Source organism: Aquimarina besae, from assembly GCF_042434905.1.
Taxonomy (GTDB): domain Bacteria; phylum Bacteroidota; class Bacteroidia; order Flavobacteriales; family Flavobacteriaceae; genus Aquimarina.
The window spans coordinates 4,528,442-4,551,775 of record NZ_CP170199.1; the positions used below are offsets into that span (position 1 = coordinate 4,528,442).

General features: G+C 35.5%; 17 protein-coding genes. 5 read left to right on the forward strand and 12 right to left on the reverse strand.

Annotated features, from left to right (window positions below; genetic code table 11):
• The first annotated feature begins 65 nt into the window (after positions 1-65).
• The gene (locus ACE94K_RS19990; RefSeq protein ID WP_378176693.1) at positions 66-710 is read left to right on the forward strand and encodes a hypothetical protein; all 645 of its coding nucleotides are present in this window, start codon (positions 66-68) and stop codon (positions 708-710) included.
• Positions 711-935: 225 nt separating this feature from the next.
• Here the strand turns inward: ACE94K_RS19990 and ACE94K_RS19995 are convergent, their stop codons facing one another.
• Both ACE94K_RS19995 and ACE94K_RS20000 read right to left on the reverse strand, forming a co-directional pair.
• Positions 936-3,740 carry an NB-ARC domain-containing protein gene (locus tag ACE94K_RS19995; protein ID WP_378176696.1) on the reverse strand — a complete coding sequence of 935 codons (2,805 nt, stop codon included), beginning with the start codon at positions 3,738-3,740 and terminating at the stop codon, positions 936-938.
• 822 nt (positions 3,741-4,562) lie between these two features.
• Positions 4,563-5,543 (reverse strand): IS110 family transposase, encoded by a 981-nt coding sequence (locus ACE94K_RS20000; RefSeq protein ID WP_378174882.1) that lies wholly within the window; start codon positions 5,541-5,543, stop codon positions 4,563-4,565.
• A 351-nt stretch (positions 5,544-5,894) separates the two neighbouring features.
• Here ACE94K_RS20000 and ACE94K_RS20005 point away from each other — a divergent pair, with 351 nt between their 5' ends.
• Together ACE94K_RS20005 and ACE94K_RS20010 are read left to right on the forward strand one after the other, a co-directional pair.
• A complete protein-coding gene (locus ACE94K_RS20005) occupies positions 5,895-8,885 on the forward strand; it encodes an amidohydrolase family protein (RefSeq protein ID WP_378176699.1) in 2,991 nt (996 codons plus the stop codon).
• A gap of 25 nt (positions 8,886-8,910) precedes the next feature.
• The gene (locus ACE94K_RS20010; protein WP_378176702.1) at positions 8,911-10,203 is read left to right on the forward strand and encodes an amidohydrolase family protein; all 1,293 of its coding nucleotides are present in this window, start codon (positions 8,911-8,913) and stop codon (positions 10,201-10,203) included.
• A 56-nt stretch (positions 10,204-10,259) separates the two neighbouring features.
• Here the strand turns inward: ACE94K_RS20010 and ACE94K_RS20015 are convergent, their stop codons facing one another.
• The 10 genes from ACE94K_RS20015 to tgt all read right to left on the reverse strand — a co-directional run bounded on the left by ACE94K_RS20015 (position 10,260) and on the right by tgt (position 21,184).
• Positions 10,260-10,577, reverse strand: a complete 318-nt coding sequence (locus tag ACE94K_RS20015) for a hypothetical protein (RefSeq protein ID WP_378176705.1) — start codon at positions 10,575-10,577, stop codon at positions 10,260-10,262.
• 108 nt (positions 10,578-10,685) lie between these two features.
• The gene (locus tag ACE94K_RS20020; RefSeq protein WP_378176708.1) at positions 10,686-11,807 is read right to left on the reverse strand and encodes a pyridoxal-phosphate-dependent aminotransferase family protein; all 1,122 of its coding nucleotides are present in this window, start codon (positions 11,805-11,807) and stop codon (positions 10,686-10,688) included.
• A 316-nt stretch (positions 11,808-12,123) separates the two neighbouring features.
• Positions 12,124-12,909: a hypothetical protein gene (locus tag ACE94K_RS20025; protein WP_378176711.1), complete on the reverse strand. Its 786-nt coding sequence runs from the start codon at positions 12,907-12,909 to the stop codon at positions 12,124-12,126.
• Between the two features lie 71 nt (positions 12,910-12,980).
• The gene (locus ACE94K_RS20030) at positions 12,981-13,973 is read right to left on the reverse strand and encodes a DKNYY domain-containing protein (RefSeq protein ID WP_378176714.1); all 993 of its coding nucleotides are present in this window, start codon (positions 13,971-13,973) and stop codon (positions 12,981-12,983) included.
• A gap of 97 nt (positions 13,974-14,070) precedes the next feature.
• A complete protein-coding gene (locus ACE94K_RS20035; protein WP_378184328.1) occupies positions 14,071-15,255 on the reverse strand; it encodes an asparagine synthetase B in 1,185 nt (394 codons plus the stop codon).
• A gap of 79 nt (positions 15,256-15,334) precedes the next feature.
• Positions 15,335-16,882 (reverse strand): replicative DNA helicase, encoded by a 1,548-nt coding sequence (gene dnaB / locus ACE94K_RS20040; protein WP_378176717.1) that lies wholly within the window; start codon positions 16,880-16,882, stop codon positions 15,335-15,337.
• Positions 16,883-17,050: 168 nt separating this feature from the next.
• On the reverse strand, positions 17,051-18,004 hold the full coding sequence (locus tag ACE94K_RS20045; RefSeq protein ID WP_378176720.1) for an acetyl-CoA carboxylase carboxyltransferase subunit alpha: 954 nt from the start codon (positions 18,002-18,004) through the stop codon (positions 17,051-17,053).
• A 70-nt stretch (positions 18,005-18,074) separates the two neighbouring features.
• Positions 18,075-18,989, reverse strand: coding sequence for a DMT family transporter (locus tag ACE94K_RS20050; RefSeq protein ID WP_378176723.1), 915 nt, complete (start codon positions 18,987-18,989; stop codon positions 18,075-18,077).
• Positions 18,976-20,052 carry an LptF/LptG family permease gene (locus ACE94K_RS20055; RefSeq protein ID WP_378176726.1) on the reverse strand — a complete coding sequence of 359 codons (1,077 nt, stop codon included), beginning with the start codon at positions 20,050-20,052 and terminating at the stop codon, positions 18,976-18,978. Before ACE94K_RS20055 ends, ACE94K_RS20050 begins: the two co-directional genes overlap by 14 nt.
• A gap of 1 nt (position 20,053) precedes the next feature.
• Entirely contained in the window at positions 20,054-21,184 is a 1,131-nt protein-coding gene (gene tgt, locus ACE94K_RS20060; protein ID WP_378176729.1) for a tRNA guanosine(34) transglycosylase Tgt, read from the reverse strand.
• A gap of 177 nt (positions 21,185-21,361) precedes the next feature.
• Here tgt and ACE94K_RS20065 point away from each other — a divergent pair, with 177 nt between their 5' ends.
• Both ACE94K_RS20065 and ACE94K_RS20070 read left to right on the forward strand, forming a co-directional pair.
• Entirely contained in the window at positions 21,362-22,207 is an 846-nt protein-coding gene (locus ACE94K_RS20065; RefSeq protein ID WP_378176731.1) for a transketolase, read from the forward strand.
• A gap of 51 nt (positions 22,208-22,258) precedes the next feature.
• Positions 22,259-23,212 carry a transketolase family protein gene (locus tag ACE94K_RS20070; protein ID WP_378176733.1) on the forward strand — a complete coding sequence of 318 codons (954 nt, stop codon included), beginning with the start codon at positions 22,259-22,261 and terminating at the stop codon, positions 23,210-23,212.
• Positions 23,213-23,334: the final 122 nt, after the last annotated feature.

The window sequence follows — 23,334 nt, forward strand, 5'->3', positions numbered from 1 at the left end:
GGCGCTTGGTATCAAGCAGTTGATCAGCAAGCCATACTTAGTATAAATTTTTAAACTTTTACACGATGAACAAAGACCAGAACAACAAACTGGATATGTATGAAGCCGTACAAACCTATCTGGATGCGAACACCGATAAATGGAATGGTGTACCGGTATTAATTACTTTTAAAAATCAATTTAGCGAACTGTTATCAAACATCCGAGAACATCAGGAAAATCAGGAAGCTGCCCGAGTATATCTAGGTGCTAACAAAACGACGCAAAAACGTTTTGTATCAGAAAAAGCAGATATCCTTAATGATGCATTAGAGGCATACGCAGCGATCGAAGAAAATATAGAACTGGAGCAAAAAGCCGCAAAATCCTTTTCTGATTTGAACCGTTTACGCAATCAGGATTTTGTAACGGTGGTTACCGAAACGATTACCTTATTAGAACAACATCTGGAAGCCTTGGCAGATTATGGGGTAACGGCTGATCAGATCACGGATCTAAAAAACAGCTTTGATCAATTCTTAACCTTGCAAGGACAACCACGACAGTATCGTATTGCCGGCAAACAGGCAACACTCAATCTTGCAGAGCTTTTTGAGAATACCTCATCCCTCCTTTCTAATAAAATGGATAAAGTGATGAAACGTTTTAAACGTACAGATGCTAATTTCTTTAACGGGTACCAAACTGCTAGAATCATTGTCAATAATTAATCATAGTTGTTTGATGATGTTGACGGAAATGAAAAAAGAGACTGTAAGGTCTCTTTTTTTGTTGGCACATAGAATACGCTTCGAAGTTGCACTTGTCTGCCAGTGGCAGAAACTTTCAACAGGATATTTCATATAAACTTTTACCAATCTTATACGCTACTAGTCACAGACTAGCGGGAGCGGGGGCTAGTGCTTTTCATAGGATACGTTGTTGTAAGTAGTGCTTTACGCAATAATTTTAATGTTTTTCGCTTCACTTTTTTCTTTTCCACCACGTACAAACACTTTTGGATAAAATCGAACTTTTAGACCTCTCATATCTTGAGAAAGAGAGTTTAAAACTGGTATAAAATCTACTTTTCCAGCAATAAATGTTTTCTCAGAATCATCCTCATCTTGAATTATTAAATAATCAGATACTGTATTAACATATGATATTTTACCTATAATAAAGGTAGTTTCTGCTCCTACTTTTTCTAATAGTGTATTTATTTCATCTAATATTTCTGGATACCTTCGGACAATATTTTCGTTACCTAATTGAGCATTTTCCAAAATCGATTTTACTTCCTCATACTCATTGAATTTTAGTAATAGTTTTGATAGCTCTATTGAACTTTTTAGTTTGTATCGTGCTACTCCAAATCCTTTGGCTTCATTATTTACACATTCATAAAAGTATTTTTTAGCTTCTACCAATTCATCGACAGCTACATAATATCGTCCGATTTTATATTGAGATTTACTAAATATCCCTAAGCTCTTCTCATCATTTGGGTCAATCTGCAATGCCAATTCACATTCTTCAACAGCCTTAAATAAATTTTCTTTAGATTTCTTAAAATTTCTATCTCTTAGAAGAACTTCTGACCAAGCTAAAAGAGTTTCTGCTATGCTTGTTCTATTTATTATCTCGTGTTTTTTTGACTTAAAATCACCATCGATAGTAAGCGCAGAATATAATAAATCTAGAGCTGTTTCGTAATCACCCAAACGACCTCTAGTTTGCCCATAGGCATTTAAAATTATTGGATTATCAGGTGTTAAAGAAAAAGCAACTTTATATTTTTCATCAGCTTCAAGTAATTTATTCGCTTTTCTTTTAATATTTCCCCATAATAACCAAATTTGAGGGTCATCCGAATTTAATTCGGAAGCCTTCTGCATAAGTTGGTCTGCCTCAAAAAGATGATTTTCATAAGATTCCATAACTGCCCAATTACGGTAAACAGAAGAGAATCGTGGCGCAACTTCTACCGCCTTTCTGTAATTATCTACTGCATCATCATAAAGTCCAGCTTGATATTTTTGAAAAGCAGTTTGTGTAAAGATTGCTGAAATTTTTTCCTCCTCTGAAATTGCTCCAAGGTTATGTAAACTAAAACGATATTCCCTTTTTGCTTGTTCAGTTGCAGTTATAGTTCCTTCAACTTCTGCTAATCTTTGTAATATGTTTTCTCTTAAACCAGTATTTTGATTTAATTGCTGTCTAATATATCCCTTTGTTAATGGTAAAATATAATACTTACTTGCTATTTCATTTAATTCGTTCTTAAACTGCTCTGGTATAATTAGTGATACTAGTATTAACTCTTCAATACAATCATCAAAAGTGGTGTTATCAATATCAACTACATATCTCAACAAACTAGAAGTAGGTGGTTCTTCAAAACAGCACAAGGCAAATAATATACCTTTTGTATCATTGTTTAACATTCCAAATATTTGTTCAAAACAGAATTTAGAAATATCTCCTGTAGCATCATCTATCGAGTCAATCACTTTATTAATTTCACGTCCTCTAGCGACTTGACCAATAACCCATTTAATTGCTAAAGGATAATTTGAAACCTTATTTACATACTTTTTGATTAAATCATTTTCTAACCTTATTAGACTTGTGATTTGCTTGTCTTTTGATAATTGTCTAAAAAGATAAACAGCTTCTTTTTCTTTAAGTTGTTTTAGCTCATATCTTCTTTCTACTTGCCCAAGACCTTTTCGGCTAGTAATCAAGAATTTAGCTTTTACAGGTGCATCAATAATAAAATTTAAAATTCGCTCGTCGGTTACGGTTTCTAAATTGTCTATTACAATTAATATACTATCCACTATATCAAATAATGTTGATACTGTATGCTCTTTAGATTCAACTGTACTAGTATCTTCAGTAGATTTAATACCAAAGCCCAAAACATTAATAATTGTATCTAATAACTCCTCATAACTTTTAAAATCGGGTTCAATATCTTGAATACCAAATGGTGAAAGTTTATCTTCTTTTGCACTAAGCCAAATTATAGCATCATATTTATCGGCATTTGGTCTTTGGGTAATTTCTTGTATAACTTTTAGAGCCAACGAAGTTTTTCCAACTCCACCTGCACCAGTAATTGTAACTACATTAAACTTTTCTCGTTGTAAGTATTTAATTATTTCTTTAATATCATCATCACGACCAACAAAACCTCCTTCATATTCATAGTCTGGTGTTGGTAAATTATTAGTAATGCCATTAGTTTCCAGAAAATCCATATTGAAGTCTAATGGAACTTTTATGGCAACTTTTTCAGGATTTTGCTCTATTTCGGTAATCAGATTACTAAGAGTACTGTAAGTGTCAATAAAAACAGAGACTTGACTGACTAGGTCAATTAACTTGTCTAAATCTATAGATGTGAAAAAACCTTTTACGTGTGCAATTTTACATCTCAAACCATAAAGAGTTGTCATCATTAGAATCAAATCTTCTTTTCTTATTTTATCTCCAAAAATGTCTTTAAAATTATCCTTGTAAATTGATATTTCTAACAAATCTGGGAAGTCAGAATTTTCAAAAAATTCTTCTGCATTGTCCCAATATAAAATAGAAGATTTTTCATTTATTTTGGTAACAATTCCAGACGGAATACCTTCTTGATAATCAGAAAACTTTGTGCTTAACTTTAAAATTAAGCAACTTCTATATACTTCTTCAAATCGAGAAATTATAGTAAAACCAAAATCTCTTCTATTATATATGTTTGTCATTCTTTGCTAAATGTTTTTTCGCATTACTTACAACAATTGTATATGCATACTTGCACACATATTTCCACTATATTTTTAAGAAAGGTGAACATATTACTTCAATATTGATGGATATGCGTACCTTTTAATTTCAAATCTAACATACTGTGCTTACTTTCCCTTGTGGAAAACCACAGATAGTTTGTCTTAGATTTAGTTCCCGCTCTACTGTAACAAATACAGCAAACGCGGGATGCATTTATGTTGATACGTGAGGTGGGTTACGATAAGTGGTATAAAACTATAAAATAAACTCGTACATTGTTTACGGTAAAACCGTAAAATTTAATCAAACCTTTGGGAACACCTTATTTTACTATGGTTTTAATTTTTAGAAAAGGGAAAATTTATTCAAAATTTAGTTATAATTCGTTTTCTTAACTGATTTTTTCCCTTATATCCTTGATGAGATTTCTTGTTAGGCAAAATGGAATTCGCAATTCATTAGTCATTATTTTACAATTTCTACTTTCATATTTCTTCATCCGGACTTCGAGCTTGTCAGTCCTCAGTTGTCAGTTTGCAGTTTTTAGTTGGCAGTGCGCAGGCTTCAAAAGCACTTCGATGCCCCGTGCCCTGAGCGGAGTCGAAGGGCTCAGTGTGACACCTCAGCCCTCAAACCTAAACAACACTTCGACACAGCGTGCCCTGAGCGGAGTCGAAGGGCTCAGTGTGACACCTCAGTCCTCAGTTGTCAATTTGCAGTTTTTAGTTGGTAGTGCGCAGGCTTCGACAACACTTCGATGCAGCGTGCCCTGAGCATTCTAAGACAAAAGCAAATTTTTATGCTACCAATTTTACAAAAGGCTCATTTCTTTTGGCTACTGCAAAAATTCTAAGTACTAATTTGTTTGCTACTGCATTTTTCACACTCATATGATGTTTGCCTTCAGCAATCTTTCTTTTGTAATATGCTTTGATCTGTGGATCGTGTTGTATTGCACTAATGGCTCCTTTAGTCAACATTGCTTTTAATGATTTATCTCTTAAAAAATGGGTTTTGGTTTTCCCTCTTATACTGCTTCCTGACTTATAAGGAAAAGGCGCAAGACCACAGTGACAGCTGAACTTTCTAGCGTTTTGAAACTTGATAAAGTTTTCTGTTTCCACGATACACTTCATAGCAATTATCGGACCCACACCAGTTATCCTTGTAATCTTTCTATAGCTATCCTTTAGGCTTTTATCCTGATTGATCAATTTCAGCATCTCAGCTTCAATCTTTTTGATACTTTTCTCAATAGACTTATACTGCTTTTTCTCTTCCCTGATTAGCATTCTTACATCAACCGACTCGTTCAATATCGTATTGGCCTTCAGACTGTTTTGAATCTGTACGGATATCTTTACATAACGCTCTCTAGCTGTCATAAGGGCTTTTAGTTTGCTTAGGTTTTCGGTAGGTAGATTAAAAGGAGTCAACTTGTGTTTGTTGGTGACAGCATATTCAGCAATACGATAGGCATCCTTTGAATCACTTTTGCCTCTTTGAATACCTAATGATTTTTTCAATTCCAAGGGATTGATCAAATAAAAAGTAAACCCTAGCTCGCTTAAACAATGGACTAAGATCGAACCATAATGCCCCGTATGTTCCAGAGTAAAAATGACTTGATGTTTTTCAAATTGACTGAGCCACTTTATAATACTTTTCCGTTCATTGCTTAAAACACCTTTGTCTTTGATCTGCACATCACAAGCCACTAGTATACAAAAATCTAAAGTATCTTTAGAGATATCGATCCCTACAATAAGTTTTTTCATAACTTTAATTTAGCTATTAAAAACCTGAAAAGCCAAAAGGTCTGTGTACTAACGCTATTAATAAGTCTTAAGCTTAACATTCTAAATGGTACCAAAACCTAAGAAGGGAAAGGACTAATGCTCAGGATAGATCTCGAAGTCTAAGAGTCGAAATAGTTCACCTTTTCCTTCTGGTTTTTCAGAAATTTAATACGATTAAACTTCCTATAAATATAGAATACTAAACTAATAGCGGAGTCGAAGGGCAACCATCAACCAAACTCCCTTTCCTGTTAAAAAAATACTAATTTGTAAGGTCTTTCTTTGGCAACAGTTATCTTTAAAAACGAATTCATCTTTACATTAACTCTTATGAAAAAACTATTCTTATCACTCTTTGTGATATGTATGGGATATACTATTTCTGCTCAAGAATATTTCCCAAAAAATGATGGTGTGAAAACATCTAATTCTAATTATACCGTTTTTACCAATGCAACCATTCATACCTCCCCCACAACGGAGATCAAAAATGGAATGTTAATTATCCAAAAACGAAAAATCAAAGAAGTAGGAACCAACCTTTCTATTCCAAAAAACAGTGTCGTAGTGGATTTACAAGGCAAGCACATCTATGCCTCCTTTATTGATCCTTTTACAGACTTCGGAATTAAGAAACCTAAAAAAAATGGAAACTCTTTCCGCAGGAATCCACAATATGATGCCAGTCGAGAAGGTTATTATTGGAACGATCATATCCGTCCCGAAACAAATCCTTTGCATAGTTTTACTTATGATAAAAAGAAAGCTGAAGAATATATCAAAGAAGGTTTTGGAACTTTAAACACCCATATGCCTGATGGGATTATTAGAGGAACCGGTCTGCTGGTTGCTCTTAATAATGAGGGAACAGAAGGCGAACGTTTACTAAGTGATGCTTCTGCACAGTTTCTCTCTTTCTCCAAAAGCGAAAAAAGCAACCAGGCCTACCCAACTTCTTTAATGGGAGCGATGGCTTTATTAAGACAGGTGTATCTGGATGCGGATTGGTATGCAAAAGGAAACATAAATAATAAAGACTTATCCTTAGAAGCACTAAATAACAATAAAGGGCTACCGCAGATTTTTGAAGCCGGAAGCAGGATTAATGGTTTTAGAGCCGATAAGGTTGGAGATCAGTTTAATATTCAGTACATCCTTGTTGGTGGCGGTGATGAATATGCAAGAATAGACAAGGTCAAAGCGACCAATGCCAAATATATCATACCACTAGATTTCCCCGAAGCGTATGATGTTTCGGATCCATATATGGCTAATTTGGTAAGTCTTGGTGATATGCGCCACTGGAATCAGGCGCCATCTAATCCATCCGTTCTTGCAAAAAATGGGATTCAATTTTCGTTAACCACGCATAAGCTAAAAAAAATAGCGGATCTCAATGCTCGAATTGAAAAAGCTATAGCACACGGTTTAGATAAGAAAACGGCTTTAGCATCCTTAACAACTATTCCTGCTCAAATGCTGGGAAAAAGTGATGTACTAGGTACTTTAAAAAAAGGCGCCTATGCAAACTTCTTAATTACCAGTAGTGAACTATTTTCTAAAGACAATATGATTTATGAAAATTGGGTACAAGGTCATAAAAACATAGTCAATGATATGAATACCACAGATATTAACGGAACGTATGATGTAACCCTTGCCGGAAAAACATATGATCTCTCTATCTCAGGTAAACCCACAGTACCCAAAGCAGAAATAAAACTTGGAGAAACCAAATTAGGAAGTAAAATTACGTACAAAGATGATTGGGTATCCATCATATTTACTGATGCTGACACTACAAAAACCGAATACACCAGAATCGTTACTTCCATAAATAACAATGCCAAATATTGGACCGGAAAAGCTTTGCTGCCCAACGGAGCCGAAACAACCTTTACTGCAAAACAAAAGCCACCTAAAGAGGATAAAAAAGAGGATGCAAAGAAACCAGAGGATAAAGAAGAGGATCCAAAGGTATTGCCTGTTACCTATCCCAATATCGCTTATGGGACTACAAGCCTCCCTACATCTGAAAATGTATTGTTTAAAAATGCAACGGTCTGGACCAATGAGTCTGATGGAATTCTAACGGATACGGATGTATTGATTAAAAATGGAAAAATAGCTGCGATTGGCAAGAACCTGACAGCAGGTAATGCCAAGGTTATTGATGCCACCGGAAAGCACTTAACTACAGGTATTATTGACGAACATTCTCATATCGCTGCTGCTGCCATCAACGAAGCTGGTCATAATTCTACCGCAGAAGTGACTATTGAAGATGTAGTGTCTCCAGATGATATTAACATATATCGCAATCTGGCTGGTGGAGTAACCTCGATTCAGATCCTACACGGTTCTGCAAACCCGATTGGAGGTAGATCTGCCATTATCAAATTAAAATGGGGAGAAAGCGCAGAAAATCTGATCTACAACAATTCTCCCAAATTTATAAAATTTGCTCTTGGAGAGAATGTGAAACAGAGTAATTGGGGCGATGCAGAAAGAGTTCGTTTCCCACAAACACGTATGGGAGTTGAACAAGTATATATTGATTATTTCACCCGCGCTAAAAACTATGAGCAATTAAAGAATAGTGGAAATCCATATCGTAAAGACATAGAAATGGAAACCCTTCTGGAAATTCTAAACGGTAAACGCTTTATCAGTTGTCACTCTTATGTGCAAAGCGAGATTAATATGCTGATGAAAGTTGCTGAGATGTTCAATTTTAGAATAAATACGTTTACGCATATACTAGAAGGCTATAAAGTAGCTGATAAAATGGCCGCTCACGGTGTTGGTGGATCAACATTTTCTGATTGGTGGGCATACAAATATGAAGTAAATGACGCTATCCCTTACAATGCTTCGATCATGCATAATCAAGGGGTTACTGTTGCTATTAATAGTGATGATGCAGAAATGTCTAGAAGGCTGAACCAAGAAGCAGCAAAATCTGTAAAATATGGAGGTGTAAGCGAAGAAGACGCCTGGAAGTTTGTAACATTAAACCCTGCAAAACTTTTACATATAGATGATCGCGTAGGAAGTATTAAAGTAGGTAAAGACGCTGATTTGGTTTTATGGACTGATCATCCCTTATCGGTATATTCAAAAGCTGAAAAAACACTGATAGAAGGTGCGGTTTATTTTGACCTGGAAAAGGATAAAGCAATGAGAAAAACGATTGCACAAGAGAGAAATCAACTCTCTACTATGCTGCTTAAAGCAAAAAACAATGGTTTGAAAACGCAACCTCCTAAGAAAAAGGAAAAACAACATTTTCATTGTAACACCTTAGAAAGTATTCATTAAAAAACCTGGATTAAAAATAAAACAGATGAAAAATATCTCATATATATTGTTGTTTGTACTGGTTGCCTTCGGAAACCTAACAGCGCAGCAAACACCTGCTAAAAAGCAAACAGAAGCAATCACTATTATCGGTGCAACCGCGCACATTGGTAATGGAGAAGTTATTGAAAACTGCATGATTGCTTTTGAAAATGGAAAAATAACCTTTGTTGGAACCGGTAGAAATGTACCCACCAAAGGAACAGTAATTGATGCCTCGGGCAAACACGTGTATCCCGGTTTTATCGCACCTAATACCACACTGGGATTGGTAGAAATTGGAGCGGTGAGAGCTACCGATGACGATAGCGAAATTGGTGGTTTTAATCCTCATATACGAAGTATTATTGCTTATAATGCCGAAAGTAAAATTGTAGAAAGTATGCGTCCTAACGGAGTTTTGATCGCACAAACAACTCCACGCGGAGGATGGATATCCGGAACCTCATCTATTGTACAATTAGATGCCTGGAATTGGGAAGATGCTGCCATTAAAACTGATGACGGGATACACCTTAACTGGCCAAGTCCTTTTAGTAGAGGGAGATGGTGGTTAGGAGAAGATCCCGGTTTTAAGCCAAATGAAAAGTATCAGGAACAAGTTACAGAAATCTCTGATTTTATAAATCAGGCAAAAGCCACAATAAAATCTGATTCGGGTAAGGAACACTTACCACATATGGCTATGAAAAAGATTTTTGATGGTTCACAAAGGTTGTTTATACACGTGAGTCCGGAAAAAGCTATTCTGGATGTATTGAGTTTTGTTAATGAAAAAGATATTAAAAATGTGGTCCTGGTACACGCAGATGAGGCATACAAAGTTGCTAATCAACTGAAACAACAGAATATACCGGTATTACTAACAAGAACTCATTCTACTCCGGATTACGAAGATGATGACTATGACTTACCCTATAAAAATGCAAAATTATTAATGGATGCAGGAGTATTAGTTGCCTTAGAAAACAGTGGACAGATGGAACGTGCCAATGCACGTAATCTTCCTTTTCAGGCGGGCACCGTAGCTGCACACGGATTAGATAAAGAGAAAGCTTTGCAATTAATTACTGGTAACAGTGCCAAGATATTAGGTATAGATGATATGGTAGGTACGCTAGAAGTTGGTAAAGACGCTACCCTTTTTATTAGTATTGGTGATGCCCTGGATATGCGAACAAATCAATTAGAGAAAGCTTTTATTCAAGGTAGAGACATTAGTTTAGAAAGTCACCAAACGGAACTTTGGAAACGATATAGCAACAAATACGGTAAATAATTAAAAACAAATTTACCGCAAAAAAAAGAGGCACTTTATTCAAGTGCCTCTTTTTTTTAGATTCCCAGTTTCTCCATTTGATGTTTGCTTTTATATTTAAGCGCTACGGTAACCCTAACGGATTCGTAGATTTCATCTTCTCCTCTTGATCTCCATAATGCTTTGACACCTTCTTTTACCAACCAGGAAAATGAAGGCGTATAGGTAGGTCTTGGCACTAAATGCATCGCATTAGAAGCTTCTAACGCTTCTGCATACATTTCTGCTGCCAGATCACCTAAATCATCAGTGACATCATATTCTGAAATGGTGTTGTTAGGATAAAAAAAGTTTAAGATTTCTACGACCATTTGATCATTGCTTATAGAACTCATTGTATTGGTTTTAAGAGATTAATAAAACGTGTGATACAAAATTTGTAAAATTTCATATAAAATCACACCCCGTTTTCAGTGAAAATCTCTCCCCCTATTTCGAGTATCTTAACTTTTAAACTCTTTCATATCCTGAAGTGCGCTTATTAGCATATTTACATGATTGAGCGTACAGCTTTCTCCCATAATACCAATCCTCCATATTTTACCGGCGAACGCTCCCAGTCCTCCTCCTACTTCAATATTATATTCATTCAATAATTTTTTACGTAGTAATGCTTCATCATTTCCTTCTGGTAAGAAAACTGCATTCAGATTAGGCAATCGATGTTGCTCTTCGACTAAATATCTAAATCCTAAATTCTCCAATTTAGTTTTTAAAACCTGATGAACCTCTTGATGTCGTTTCCATCTATTTTCTAAACCTTCTTCCAATACAATTCGCAGAGATTCTCTTAGCGCATATACAGAAGATACCGGTGCAGTATGATGATATGCTCGTTTGGCACCACCCCAATAATTTTTTACCAGACTTAAATCCAGAAACCAGCTTTGTACTTTTGTTTTTCTATTTTCTAAAACCTCTAAAGCTCTGTCTGAAAAACTTACCGGAGATAATCCCGGAGGAGCACTTAGATTTTTTTGCGTACCAGTATAGATCGCATCGATATTCCAGTCATCTACTCTTAATTCCATTCCGCAATATGATGTCACTGCATCTACCATCAATAAACCTCCTGCATTATGTACCAAATCACTTATTTCTTTAAGTGGTTGTAATGCACCTGTAGAAGTTTCTGCGTGAACTAATGCAACGAGTTTTGGTTTCTTACAAACATCTAATGCTTTTTTTATGTCATCCGGAGTAACGACTGTTCCCCACTCTTTTTCAATTTTATGAACTTTGGCACCACATCTTTCTGCGATATCCGCCATTCTACCACCAAAAACTCCGTTGATACAGATAATTACTTCGTCTCCCGGTTCTAATAAATTTACCAAACAAGTCTCCATACCGGCACTTCCGGGAGCAGAAACCACAAATGTCATGTGATTTTTTGTCAGGAAAGTCTGCTGCACCATCGTTTTAACCTCATCCATAATCGTTACGAATTCGGGATCTAAATGACCTATCAAGGGTGTGGACATTGCTTTAAGCACTCTAGGATGTGCATCTGATGGTCCCGGTCCCATAAGTATCCTGTTGCTCGTAGTAAGTTCTGTATACATAAAATTAGTTTTTGCGTGTGTTACTATATCGTTTTCGTAAATAGAATTTGATAAAGGATATAAAATTAACTAATTCTAAAAATGTGCTTAACGTGACTTTGTAATACTCTTGTTAAAAAGTCCGTTCACAATGATTATTTCGCAATCAATAGACAGATTTGTTTTATAAAATTATCAGATCTTGAAAATTATATTTAAATTTTTATCAAAAAAAGTTTTCGTTTTACTAATAAAACAAAGAGCTCTACCCGTATTTAACTAGGAGAGCTCTTTATGCTTTTAAAATCTTATATTTTACATATAAGATCTGTTTTTCTTATTTTGGTTTACTAAATATAGATGCATCCATTTTTTCAGAACTTACAGCTACATTCACAAAACTTCTTTCGCTTTTAACTTCACCAACAACACCTTCTTCATAAGCTCTCCATTTTAGTGTTTTGGGAAGTAGTAATCCATTCACATCATTCCAGTCCGTATATTCAATCAAACTTATCTTTTCGCTACTTTCTTTACTAAAAAACGTTACCGTATATCCCAAGTATTTCATCTTATAGGAATCAGCATCATAATACAAGAAATAATTATCTTTTGGGGAATCACCAATTGCTTCTCCATAGGATATTTTATAACCGGGATATGACACATCACCAACTTTCAGATCATCAACTTTTTGGTAAGAAATACCTTCATCACCTAATACAAATGGCATTGCGTAGAAATAGAACATCAAATTATGATAAAAACGAGGGTTTCCTTTAAAATAGGTAGAATCTTGTTCTATCCACGCATCTTTGCCATCAAAACCCAATACAAATTTATCGGTTTCAATGCGAGCGTGTCTGGTTTTTAGATCTGTCGTGTGCTTTTCATTCCCTTCAGGATTAGAAAGTTCAAAAATCAATGTATGTTGTTGATCAAAAGTCTCTATGCCTCCGTGAGCTTTAAAAACTTTAGCTATATCTACCGGAAAATCCTGAGAGCGATCTGGTGTAGTTTCTTCTACCGGTTGTTCGTTGGCTATTTCTTTTTCTTCTTTTGGAGCTTGTTTACAGGAAAACAAAATGCCCATCGCGAGTGTAAATATTGATATTTTTCTCATTATTGAATTTAGGTTATGGTTTAAGTAAACAATAGTCGGATACGATACCTAACCTTACAACTCAAAACACATTATTTTTTTTTCTTTACTATTTCTCCTGCTTCATACACATGATTTTTATCTGAAAAAGTATAGTTGTAGTCATTATATTTAAAAGAATTCACATCAGCTTCTTTAATAATTTTTCCATGAAAAAATACGTGGTTCACATCTTTTGCATATCCATATTGAATATCTTCAAAAGTAGACGCATCTGCACCTTCAATAGCCAAACCTTCATAAAAGATCTGATTATCTATCTTTAGCAAAGAATGATCATCAAAAAACACAATTTCATCACTATCATTAAAGGGAAGGGTTATAATCTCTTCTATATCTTCAAAACCTCTGTGACTCATATAAAAATACACGTTGCGATCATCGCGAATATGAGAGTCTGTCAAAGAGATAATTTTAGAAGGGTTTGCATTCTCTACTTTTAATAAAGGTTTCCCATAATAATAATGATAGACCCCATTCTTGTCTTTGCAAAATTGATCATTGATGATTTCAAAAGATCCGTGATCTACCTCGGTACATATTTGATTATTGCGATAAATGAAATTTTTATCTTTTGCAAAATCATGTCCTAATGGCTCATAAGTTTCAGCATCTGCTCCTTCTAAAATTTTAAAACCTTCTTCATCAGAGTCGTGCAAATAATAAAGATCGTCTGTCAATATGTATACATGATTTTTATCCATAGGTACGAAACCAGCTTTTACTTGAAAAGAAGGAACATCTATCGCAGAATTTATTACTCTGGATTTGAAATAAGCATATTGCTTATCTTTTGCATACTCTCTTCCTAACACCTGAAAAGTGGCTAAATCTACTTGCATTTCGTCTTTTCCTAATGAAAACCAATTCCCCATTGGGCTATAGATAATTCCTTCACCATCTCTTGTGTAGTAATAAGAATCTGATAATTCTTTATTCACGGCTTTTCCAAAAGGATTAAAAAAACGGTAGACTCCATAAATAAACAAAGATCCAATGATCAGGAGTATTGCGGCTATTATCATAATAATTTTCTTTACCATTGGATAAAATTATGGAAAGTAATATGATTGTTTTACCCTATAAACCGTGGTTTTAGGTTTCAATTAGGTGGAAAGCTTCTTAGGTTTTCTGTTTTTTCTTTTTAGCAGCCGGAAATAGTACGTTGTTCAAAATTAAACGATATCCTGGAGAGTTTGGATGCAACTCTAATTCTGTTTTGGGATCACCTACCCGATGTTGATAATCCTCGGGATCATGACCACCATAAAATGTAAAGAATCCTTTGCCTTTGATTCCGTGAATATATCTCGCCTCATTATTGGTTCTGTTTTCTCCCAGCACCAGTACATTGGATTTAATTTCATCAGGATCATATGCCGTAGTTTGTCCCATAAATCCTTTAACCAAAGCGGTATGATTCTGGCAAAGCATTGTAGGTATCGGATCCCACTTTGCAGAAAAATCCATTAAGGTGAAATAATCCGTCGTTTTAGGAATACGTCGCTTGCGAGTCATATCAATAGATGAAAACTCATATACATTAGGACTGCGTTCTAAGGTAAAATCCTTAAACGCAAAGGTCTTACTGTAGTCAATTTTGGATTGGTAACCAGGCTCACTAGGATCGCCATCGAACATAGGTTCACAGATATCGACTCCTTCTGCTGCCAGCGCAATCTCAAAACTATCGGTCGCACTGCACATCGCAAACATGAATCCCCCGCCAACAACATAATCTCTTATTTTTAAAGCCACTGCTAACTTTTCTTCAGATACTTTTTGATATCCTAGTTCATTGGCAAGTCTCTCGGCTTCTGCCTTTTCTTTGATATACCAAGGTGTGGCCCGATACGTGTTATAAAATTTACCATATTGCCCGGTAAAATCTTCGTGATGCAAATGCAGCCAATCGTATAATATCAGATTATCTTCTAATACTTCTTTGTCATACACCGTTTCATAAGGAATCTCTGCAAAAGTCAACACCATCGTTACCGCATCATCCCAAGGTTGGTTTCCTTTGGGAGAATACACCGCAATCTTAGGTGCTTTCTCTAGAACTACCGCTTCCATATTCTTTGACGGGCTGCTTATTTCTGCTAAAATCTCTTCAGTTTTTGCATCGCTTAACACCTCATAAGAAACTCCCCGGATCGTACATTCTTTTTTGATATTCTCTGTATCAGGCAAAAGGAAAGAGCCTCCTCTGTAATTGAGCAACCATTTAACTTTAAGATCTTTGCTTAAAGTCCAATACGTAATCCCATAGGCTTTTAAGTGGTTTTGCTGACTATCGGCATCCATCGGAATCAACACATATGAAGCATACGATTGAAAAGAAAAGAAAAACAATAAGATATAAACTAAAAACTTATGCTTTATTTTAGAAAGGAACATCATCATCATCATTAGAATCATTTATGCTACTCCCAAAAGCTTCATCTGCACTAGGAAGATGGCTCGTGCTAAACGGATCATCTTCTTCTTTGCCATCGTTCATTTTAGAATGAAACTCAAAAGGAGTACTAAAGTCATCTAAGTTATCAAATTTACCTAAGTGACCAATGAATTTTAACCTAATATTTTCTAAACCACCGTTACGATGCTTTGCCACAATGAATTCTCCTTGTCCCTGTGTAGGAGATCTTTCTTCATCATCCCATTCATCAATTTTGTAATATTCGGGTCTAAAAATAAAGGCAACAATATCGGCATCCTGCTCAATTGCTCCGGATTCCCTAAGGTCACTCAATAATGGTCTTTTACTTCCTCCACGGGTTTCTACTGCACGTGATAGCTGTGATAATGCGATAACCGGTATATTTAATTCTTTGGCTAATGCTTTTAGGTTACGAGAAATGGTCGAAATTTCTTGTTCACGATTTCCATTCTTACCACTTCCGCCTGCTGTCATCAACTGTAAGTAATCGATAACGATCATTTTGATACCATGTTGAGAAGAAAGACGTCTTGCTTTTGCCCTTAAATCAAAAATCGAAAGAGAAGGTGTATCATCAATAAAAAGAGGTGCTTTTTCAAGATCCTTCACTTTTACATTTAGTTGTTCCCACTCGTGTTTCTCTAATTTACCGGTACGCAGTTTTTCTGAAGAAAGCCCTGTTTCAGAAGAAATTAAACGTGTAATTAGCTGTACGGATGACATCTCTAATGAAAAGAATGCCACAGGAATATTAGCTCCAACTGCCATATTTCTGGCCATAGATAATGTCAAAGCCGTCTTACCCATACCAGGACGTGCTGCCACGATGATCAAATCACTAGGCTGCCAACCCGAGGTAAGCTTATCTAATTTATCAAAACCAGAAGGCACTCCACTCATTCCTTCTTTATTGGATATTTCCTGAATCTTTTTCTTAGCTTGTATAACAAGACTCTGGGCAGTTTCTGTAGATCGCTTAATATTTCCTTGCGTTACTTCATACAATCTAGATTCTGCCATATCTAAAAGATCAAAAACATCGGTGGTTTCATCATAAGACTCTTCGATGATTTCATTCGATATTTTTATCAAGCTACGCTGAATATATTTCTGCAAAATTATGCGAGCGTGAAACTCGATATGTGCCGAAGATGCTACCTTTTGGGTCAATTGAATTAGATAAAATTCCCCACCTGCCAATTCTAGTTTTGCATCTTTCTTAAGTTGGCTAGAAACCGTTAATAAGTCGATCGGTTCTGAATTTTCGAAGAGTTTGTAGATCGCTTCAAAAATATATTTATGAGATTCTCGGTAAAATACATCGGGATTAAGGATATCAATAATTTCATCAACTCCTTTTTTATCAATCATCATTGCTCCTAACACAACTTCTTCTAAATCAGTTGCTTGCGGAGGTATCTTTCCTTTTTCCAGCGAAATTACGTTCCCCCGACCATAATTAGTTTGCTGTGCTTGCTGTACTTTTTCCATAACCACGAAAGTAAAAAAATTGTAAAGAGATGGACCTTATACAAAGGTAGTGAATGTCCACCGGTCTTCAACAAATGAACTGTTGATAACTTAATTATATTGTTAATAAGCATAAAAAAATCTGAAGTCGATGACTTCAGATTTATATGTCAAGTGATTTAGTAGGGGTTAGCCTTTAAAGACTCCCATGTTTGCATATTTATCCATACGCTTTTCTACCAATTCTTCTGGTGATAAGTTTTTAATCTCATCAAAAGATGATAAAATTTTGTCACGTACCGCTTCAAATGTTTTTTCGCGATCACTATGTGCTCCTCCTAAAGGTTCTCTTACGATTTCGTCAACCACTTTAAGTTTTACACTATCTTTTGCGGTAAGCTTTAGTGCTTCTGCAGCAATTTCTTTTTGCTCCCAACTCCTCCAAAGTATAGATGAGCAGTTTTCCGGAGAAATCACAGAGTACCAGGCATTCTCAAGCATTAACACTTTATCACCCACTCCGATTCCTAAAGCGCCTCCACTGGCACCTTCTCCAATTATAATAACGATAATTGGTACTTTAAGACGTGTCATTTCTAAAATGTTTCTGGCAATTGCTTCTCCTTGTCCTCTTTCTTCTGCCTCAAGTCCTGGATAAGCTCCTGGAGTATCGATAAAAGAAACAACAGGAATGTTAAATTTTTCAGCACTTTTCATCAATCGAAGTGCTTTTCTATAGCCTTCAGGATTTGCCATACCAAAATTACGATATTGTCTTGTTTTGGTATTATATCCTTTTTGCTGTCCGATAAACATGAAGCTCTGGTCTCCGATTTTACCGAGACCTCCAATCATTGCTTTGTCATCTTTTACATTACGATCTCCGTGTAACTCTAAGAAAGACTCACCACAAATAGCGTTGATATAATCTAATGTGTACGGTCTGGATGGATGTCTGGATAGTTGTACCCGCTGCCAGGCAGTGAGATTTTTATATATTTCCTTTTTAGTCTCATTCAACTTTTTCTCGATCTGCTTGCAAGTGTCGGTGACATCAACGTCACTTTCTTCACCAATGGCACAGGCTTTATCGAATTGTTCTTTGAGTTCTTTTATGGGGAGTTCAAATTCTAAATATTCCATATCAAGAATATATTTTATTTTTAACTAAGGGTTAGCAGACAAATATAAAACATTACTTGGTAAACTAGTATTAAGAACTTTGTCTTTTTATTTTTTTAATGTTTTTAAATATCCCATTTAAAACAACAGTTCCTAATATAATCAAGGCTCCGTAATAAAAACCCAGGTTCATTTTTTCGGAATCTCCAAAAATCAAATACGCTAAAACTATACCATAAATAGGCTCTAGATTGATGGTCAACATTACTGTGTAAGGACTCAAGTATTTCATAACCTGAACAGAACCTATAAATGCATAAGCCGTACAAACAGAAGCTAGAATGATCAGATATACCCAATCTGATACGGATAATTGAAAGAAAGAAAGTGAAAATCCTTCATCATCACTTCCAAAAAAGGAAAGTATGAACAAATACGCGGTAACCAAGCCAACACCGCTTACTAATTCGTAAAAAGAAATCATTGATGGCGAATACTGCTGAGCAACTTTACCGTTAATCAAAGAAAAAACAGAAGATAAAAATGCTGAACATATTGCGTAGACAATACCCAAAAAATAATCTCCTTCTACACTAAAAATGATATATAAGCCACCGATTACCATTAAACCAAAAACTACCTCATACCAGATTAATTTTCTTTTATAGAAAATAGGTTCTAAAATAGAGGTAAAAAAAGCTCCTGTAGATAGAACTGCCAAAGTTATCGAAACGTTAGATACTTTTATAGCAGCAAAAAATGTAATCCAGTGTAATGCTATTATCGCCCCAGCAACACACAAAGTCACCAACAGTTTTTTGGATATTTTGAGCGGTATTTTTCTTATCCGTACGTAGATAAAGATAAAACCTGAAGCCATCAACATACGATACCATACTAAAGGAAGCGCTTCAATAGAAATTAATTCTCCTAGTATTGCTGTAAATCCCCAGACAAATACTATAAAGTGAAAGTGTAAGTAATTTTGAAGTTTAGCGTTTGGCATTATACAAGAGATAAATAGCTAATATCCCAAAAGAAACATTTGGAAACCATACTGCCACTAAAGGCGGGAAATCAGACTGATTAGCCATAGTACCTAACACTTTATCAAAAAAAATGAAAATAAAGGCTAAGGAGATACCTACTGCGAGATTAACTCCCATTCCTCCTCTTCTTTTCATAGAAGAAACAGCGACCCCGATTACTGTGAGAATAAATGCGGAAACAGGAATACTCCATCTTTTATACGCCACCACTTTGTAGCGATTAATATCGGAAGACCCTCTCTTACTTTCTTTTTCTATAAACTTACTTAACTGCATATAATTAAGTGTCTCTGCTACATACGTAACTGGGGTGAATTCATCTATATTAAACGGTAATACAGTATCCTTTTTTCTGGCTTTTTCTATAATATCTTCATCTTCTAAAACCGTACGCTTTACAAAATCACGTAGTTCATAAATACTATCTTTTTCTATAAATGTAATAGTTCTTGCAGAAATTTTGGTCACCAGCTTATTTCCATCAAAATATTCCAACGTAAAATCTGTCGCCTTTTTTTGAAGAGGTTTAAAGTCATTGGCGTATAAGAAGATACTATCATTTAATTGCCGGTACACATTTCTGGTTTCCTGAACTTTCTTACCCTTTTTCAAGTAAGAGTATTTAAACTCATTGAAACCCTGACTCGCCTTTGGAGCCAAAAACAGCCCCATTGCCAAAGCTCCTACACAAATTAAAACAGCTCCGATCATATAGGGTCTTAGAAACCTCCAAAAAGAAACACCAGAACTTAAAAATGCTATAATCTCTGTTTTATTCGCAAGTTTAGAGGTAAACCAAATTACAGAAAGAAATACAAATAACGGAAATAGTAAATTTGCAAAATATACCGTGAAATCCAAATAATAAGAGACCACAGCTTCGAAAGGTACCTTATGTTCCAGAATATTATCAATTTTTTCTGAAAGGTCTACAATAATCCCGATAGGTATAAATAGAAGGATCATTGTAAAAAATGTCCCTAAATATCTTTTAAGTATGTACCAGTCTAATATTTTCAAATTATAATCTTTTATCCATTTGTTTAACCATCATATTTTTCCAGGTATAGAAATCCCCGGCTAAGATATGTTTTCTTGCTTCACGAACCAACCATAGATAGAACCCCAAATTATGGATTGTAGCTATTTGTCTTCCGAGCATTTCATTTACTGAAAACAGATGCTTTAAATATGCTTTGGAGTATTCGGTATCTACATAGGTAATCCCCATCTCATCTATTGGAGAAAAATCATCTTCCCACTTTTTATTCTTTATATTTATAGTTCCGTGTGCTGTAAATAGCATTCCATTTCTTCCATTTCGAGTTGGCATCACACAGTCAAACATATCAATCCCTAGTGCAATGTTTTCTAAAATATTAATTGGTGTTCCCACACCCATCAAATATCTCGGTTTATCCTCAGGTAATATTTCGGTTACCACCTCTGTCATTGCATACATTTCTTCAGCTGGTTCTCCCACAGATAATCCACCAATTGCATTACCCTCTGCCCCTGCATTTGCAATATACTCTGCTGACTGTTTTCTCAAGTCCTTATAGGTACTTCCTTGAACGATTGGAAAAAAAGTCTGATCATATCCATATTTAACCGGAATTTTTTCAAGATGTTGCATACATCTATCTAACCATCTGTGTGTCATATGCATACTTCTTTTAGCATATCGATAATCACAAGGATACGGCGTACATTCATCAAAAGCCATAATGATATCTGCTCCAATGGTTCTTTGTATTTCCATTACATTTTCTGGAGTAAACACGTGATAAGAACCATCAATATGAGATTTAAATTTGACCCCTTCTTCTTTAATTTTACGATTTGCAGATAATGAATATACTTGATAACCACCACTATCCGTAAGTATATTTCTGTCCCAATTCATAAATTTATGCAATCCTCCGGCTTTCTCCAGAATTGGTGTTTGTGGTCTTAAATATAGATGATACGTATTTCCTAAAATGATATCTGGGTTGATATCGTTTTTTAATTCTCTTTGATGGACACCCTTAACGGTTGCTACAGTACCAACAGGCATAAAAATAGGAGTCTCAATAACTCCGTGATCCGTTGTTATTTTTCCGGCTCTAGCTTTACTTTGGGGGTCCGTAGATAATAGGTCGAATTGCATAGTTTTTATTTCGTAGAGCGCAAAGATAACTAACTAAAACTACTTTGATAAAGTGAAGTTTTCGAAAACTTTTCGTTATTAACAATCGTATCTTAATTAAAAGCTGTTCAGACATTTTGCCACGGTAATCAAAACCTGTATTTTTGCGCCTTAATCATTAAGCCAATTTGCATAGCAATGCCAAAAACACAACAATTAGAAGATTTTGTGACTCAGGTACGTAGAGATATTCTACGACAAGTTCACAAAGTAAACTCAGGACATCCAGGTGGTTCTCTGGGATGTACAGAATTTTTTGTCGCTCTTTATCAAGAAATTCTAGAAAGAAAAGATGGTTTCGATATGGATGGTATAGGAGAAGATCTCTTTTTCTTATCTAACGGACATATATCTCCGGTCTACTACAGTGTACTAGCGAGAAGTGGATATTTTCCTGTAGAAGAACTGAATACATTTAGATTGATCAATAGCAGACTACAGGGACATCCTACGACACACGAAGGGCTTCCTGGGATTAGAATAGCTTCTGGTTCTCTAGGACAAGGAATGTCTGTGGCTATCGGAGCTGCACAAGCAAAAAAACTAAATAATGACAATCATCTTGTCTATAGTCTTCACGGAGATGGTGAATTACAAGAAGGTCAGATATGGGAAGCTGCGATGTATGCCGCTGGTAAAAAGGTTGACAATCTTGTTGCTACAATAGATCTTAACGGGCAACAAATAGATGGTTCTACTGATGACGTTTTACCGCTAGGAAGCCTGAGGGCTAAATTTGAAGCTTTTGGTTGGGATGTTATGGAAATTAAAGAAGGAAATAATATCACTGCTGTAATTGAAGGGCTAAAAGAAGCTAAAACAAGAACAGGAAAAGGAAAACCAGTTTGTATACTAATGCATACAGTAATGGGTCACGGTGTAGATTTCATGATGTATACACACGCCTGGCACGGTAAAGCTCCTAATGATGAGCAATTAGAAATAGGTCTGTCACAAAATCCTGAAACCTTAGGAGACTATTAAGGCACTTAAAAGAGATTTCCGTTTTTCGGAAATAACTTAAAAAAAATATACATGAAAAAATATATAGATACAGGAAAAAAAGATACACGTTCTGGTTTTGGAGCAGGTCTTGAAATACTTGGAAAAACAAACGAGAATGTGGTAGCACTTTGTGCAGATCTTATTGGTTCATTAAAAATGGATGCTTTTATAGCAAATAATCCGGACCGCTTTTTTCAGATAGGAATCGCCGAGGCCAATATGATGGGTATAGCTGCAGGATTAACGATTGGTGGAAAGATTCCGTTTACTGGAACTTTTGCAAATTTTTCTACAGGTCGGGTATATGACCAGATCCGTCAATCTATCGCATACAGTGGTAAAAATGTAAAAATTTGTGCATCTCACGCAGGTCTCACCTTAGGAGAAGATGGTGCTACGCATCAAATTTTAGAAGACATCGGGTTAATGAAAATGTTACCGGGTATGGTGGTTATTAATCCTTGTGATTATAATCAAACCAAAGCTGCTACTATTGCAATTGCGGATTATGAAGGACCGGTATACTTACGTTTCGGTAGACCAAAAGTTGCTAATTTTACTCCTGAAGATCAGAAATTCGAAATTGGTAAGGCTGTCCATTTACAAGATGGTACTGATGTTACTATCGTTGCAACCGGACATTTGGTATGGGAAGCTTTGCTAGCTGCAGAAACCTTACAAGAAAAAGGGATCAGTGCAGAAGTAATTAATATTCACACAATCAAACCACTTGACAATAAAGCTATATTAGACTCTGTTAAAAAAACAGGTTGTATTGTTACTGCAGAAGAACATAACTTCTTAGGAGGTCTTGGAGAAAGTGTATCCAGGGTGTTGGGGCAACACCACCCTACTCCACAAGAATTTATTGCTACCAATGATACTTTTGGAGAAAGCGGAACTCCTGACCAGTTAATGGAAAAATATGGACTAAATGCTGAAGCAATTGTAAAAGCTTCAGAAAAAGTTATAAAAAGAAAATAAATATTCTTAGTTAATATCTGAGCAAAGCCTTCTGAACTAAACAGAAGGCTTTTTTAATATATCTTAGAATAATCCATCTTGATTTTCGTTATAAGAGAAACACTAACCACCAAAAAATAGTC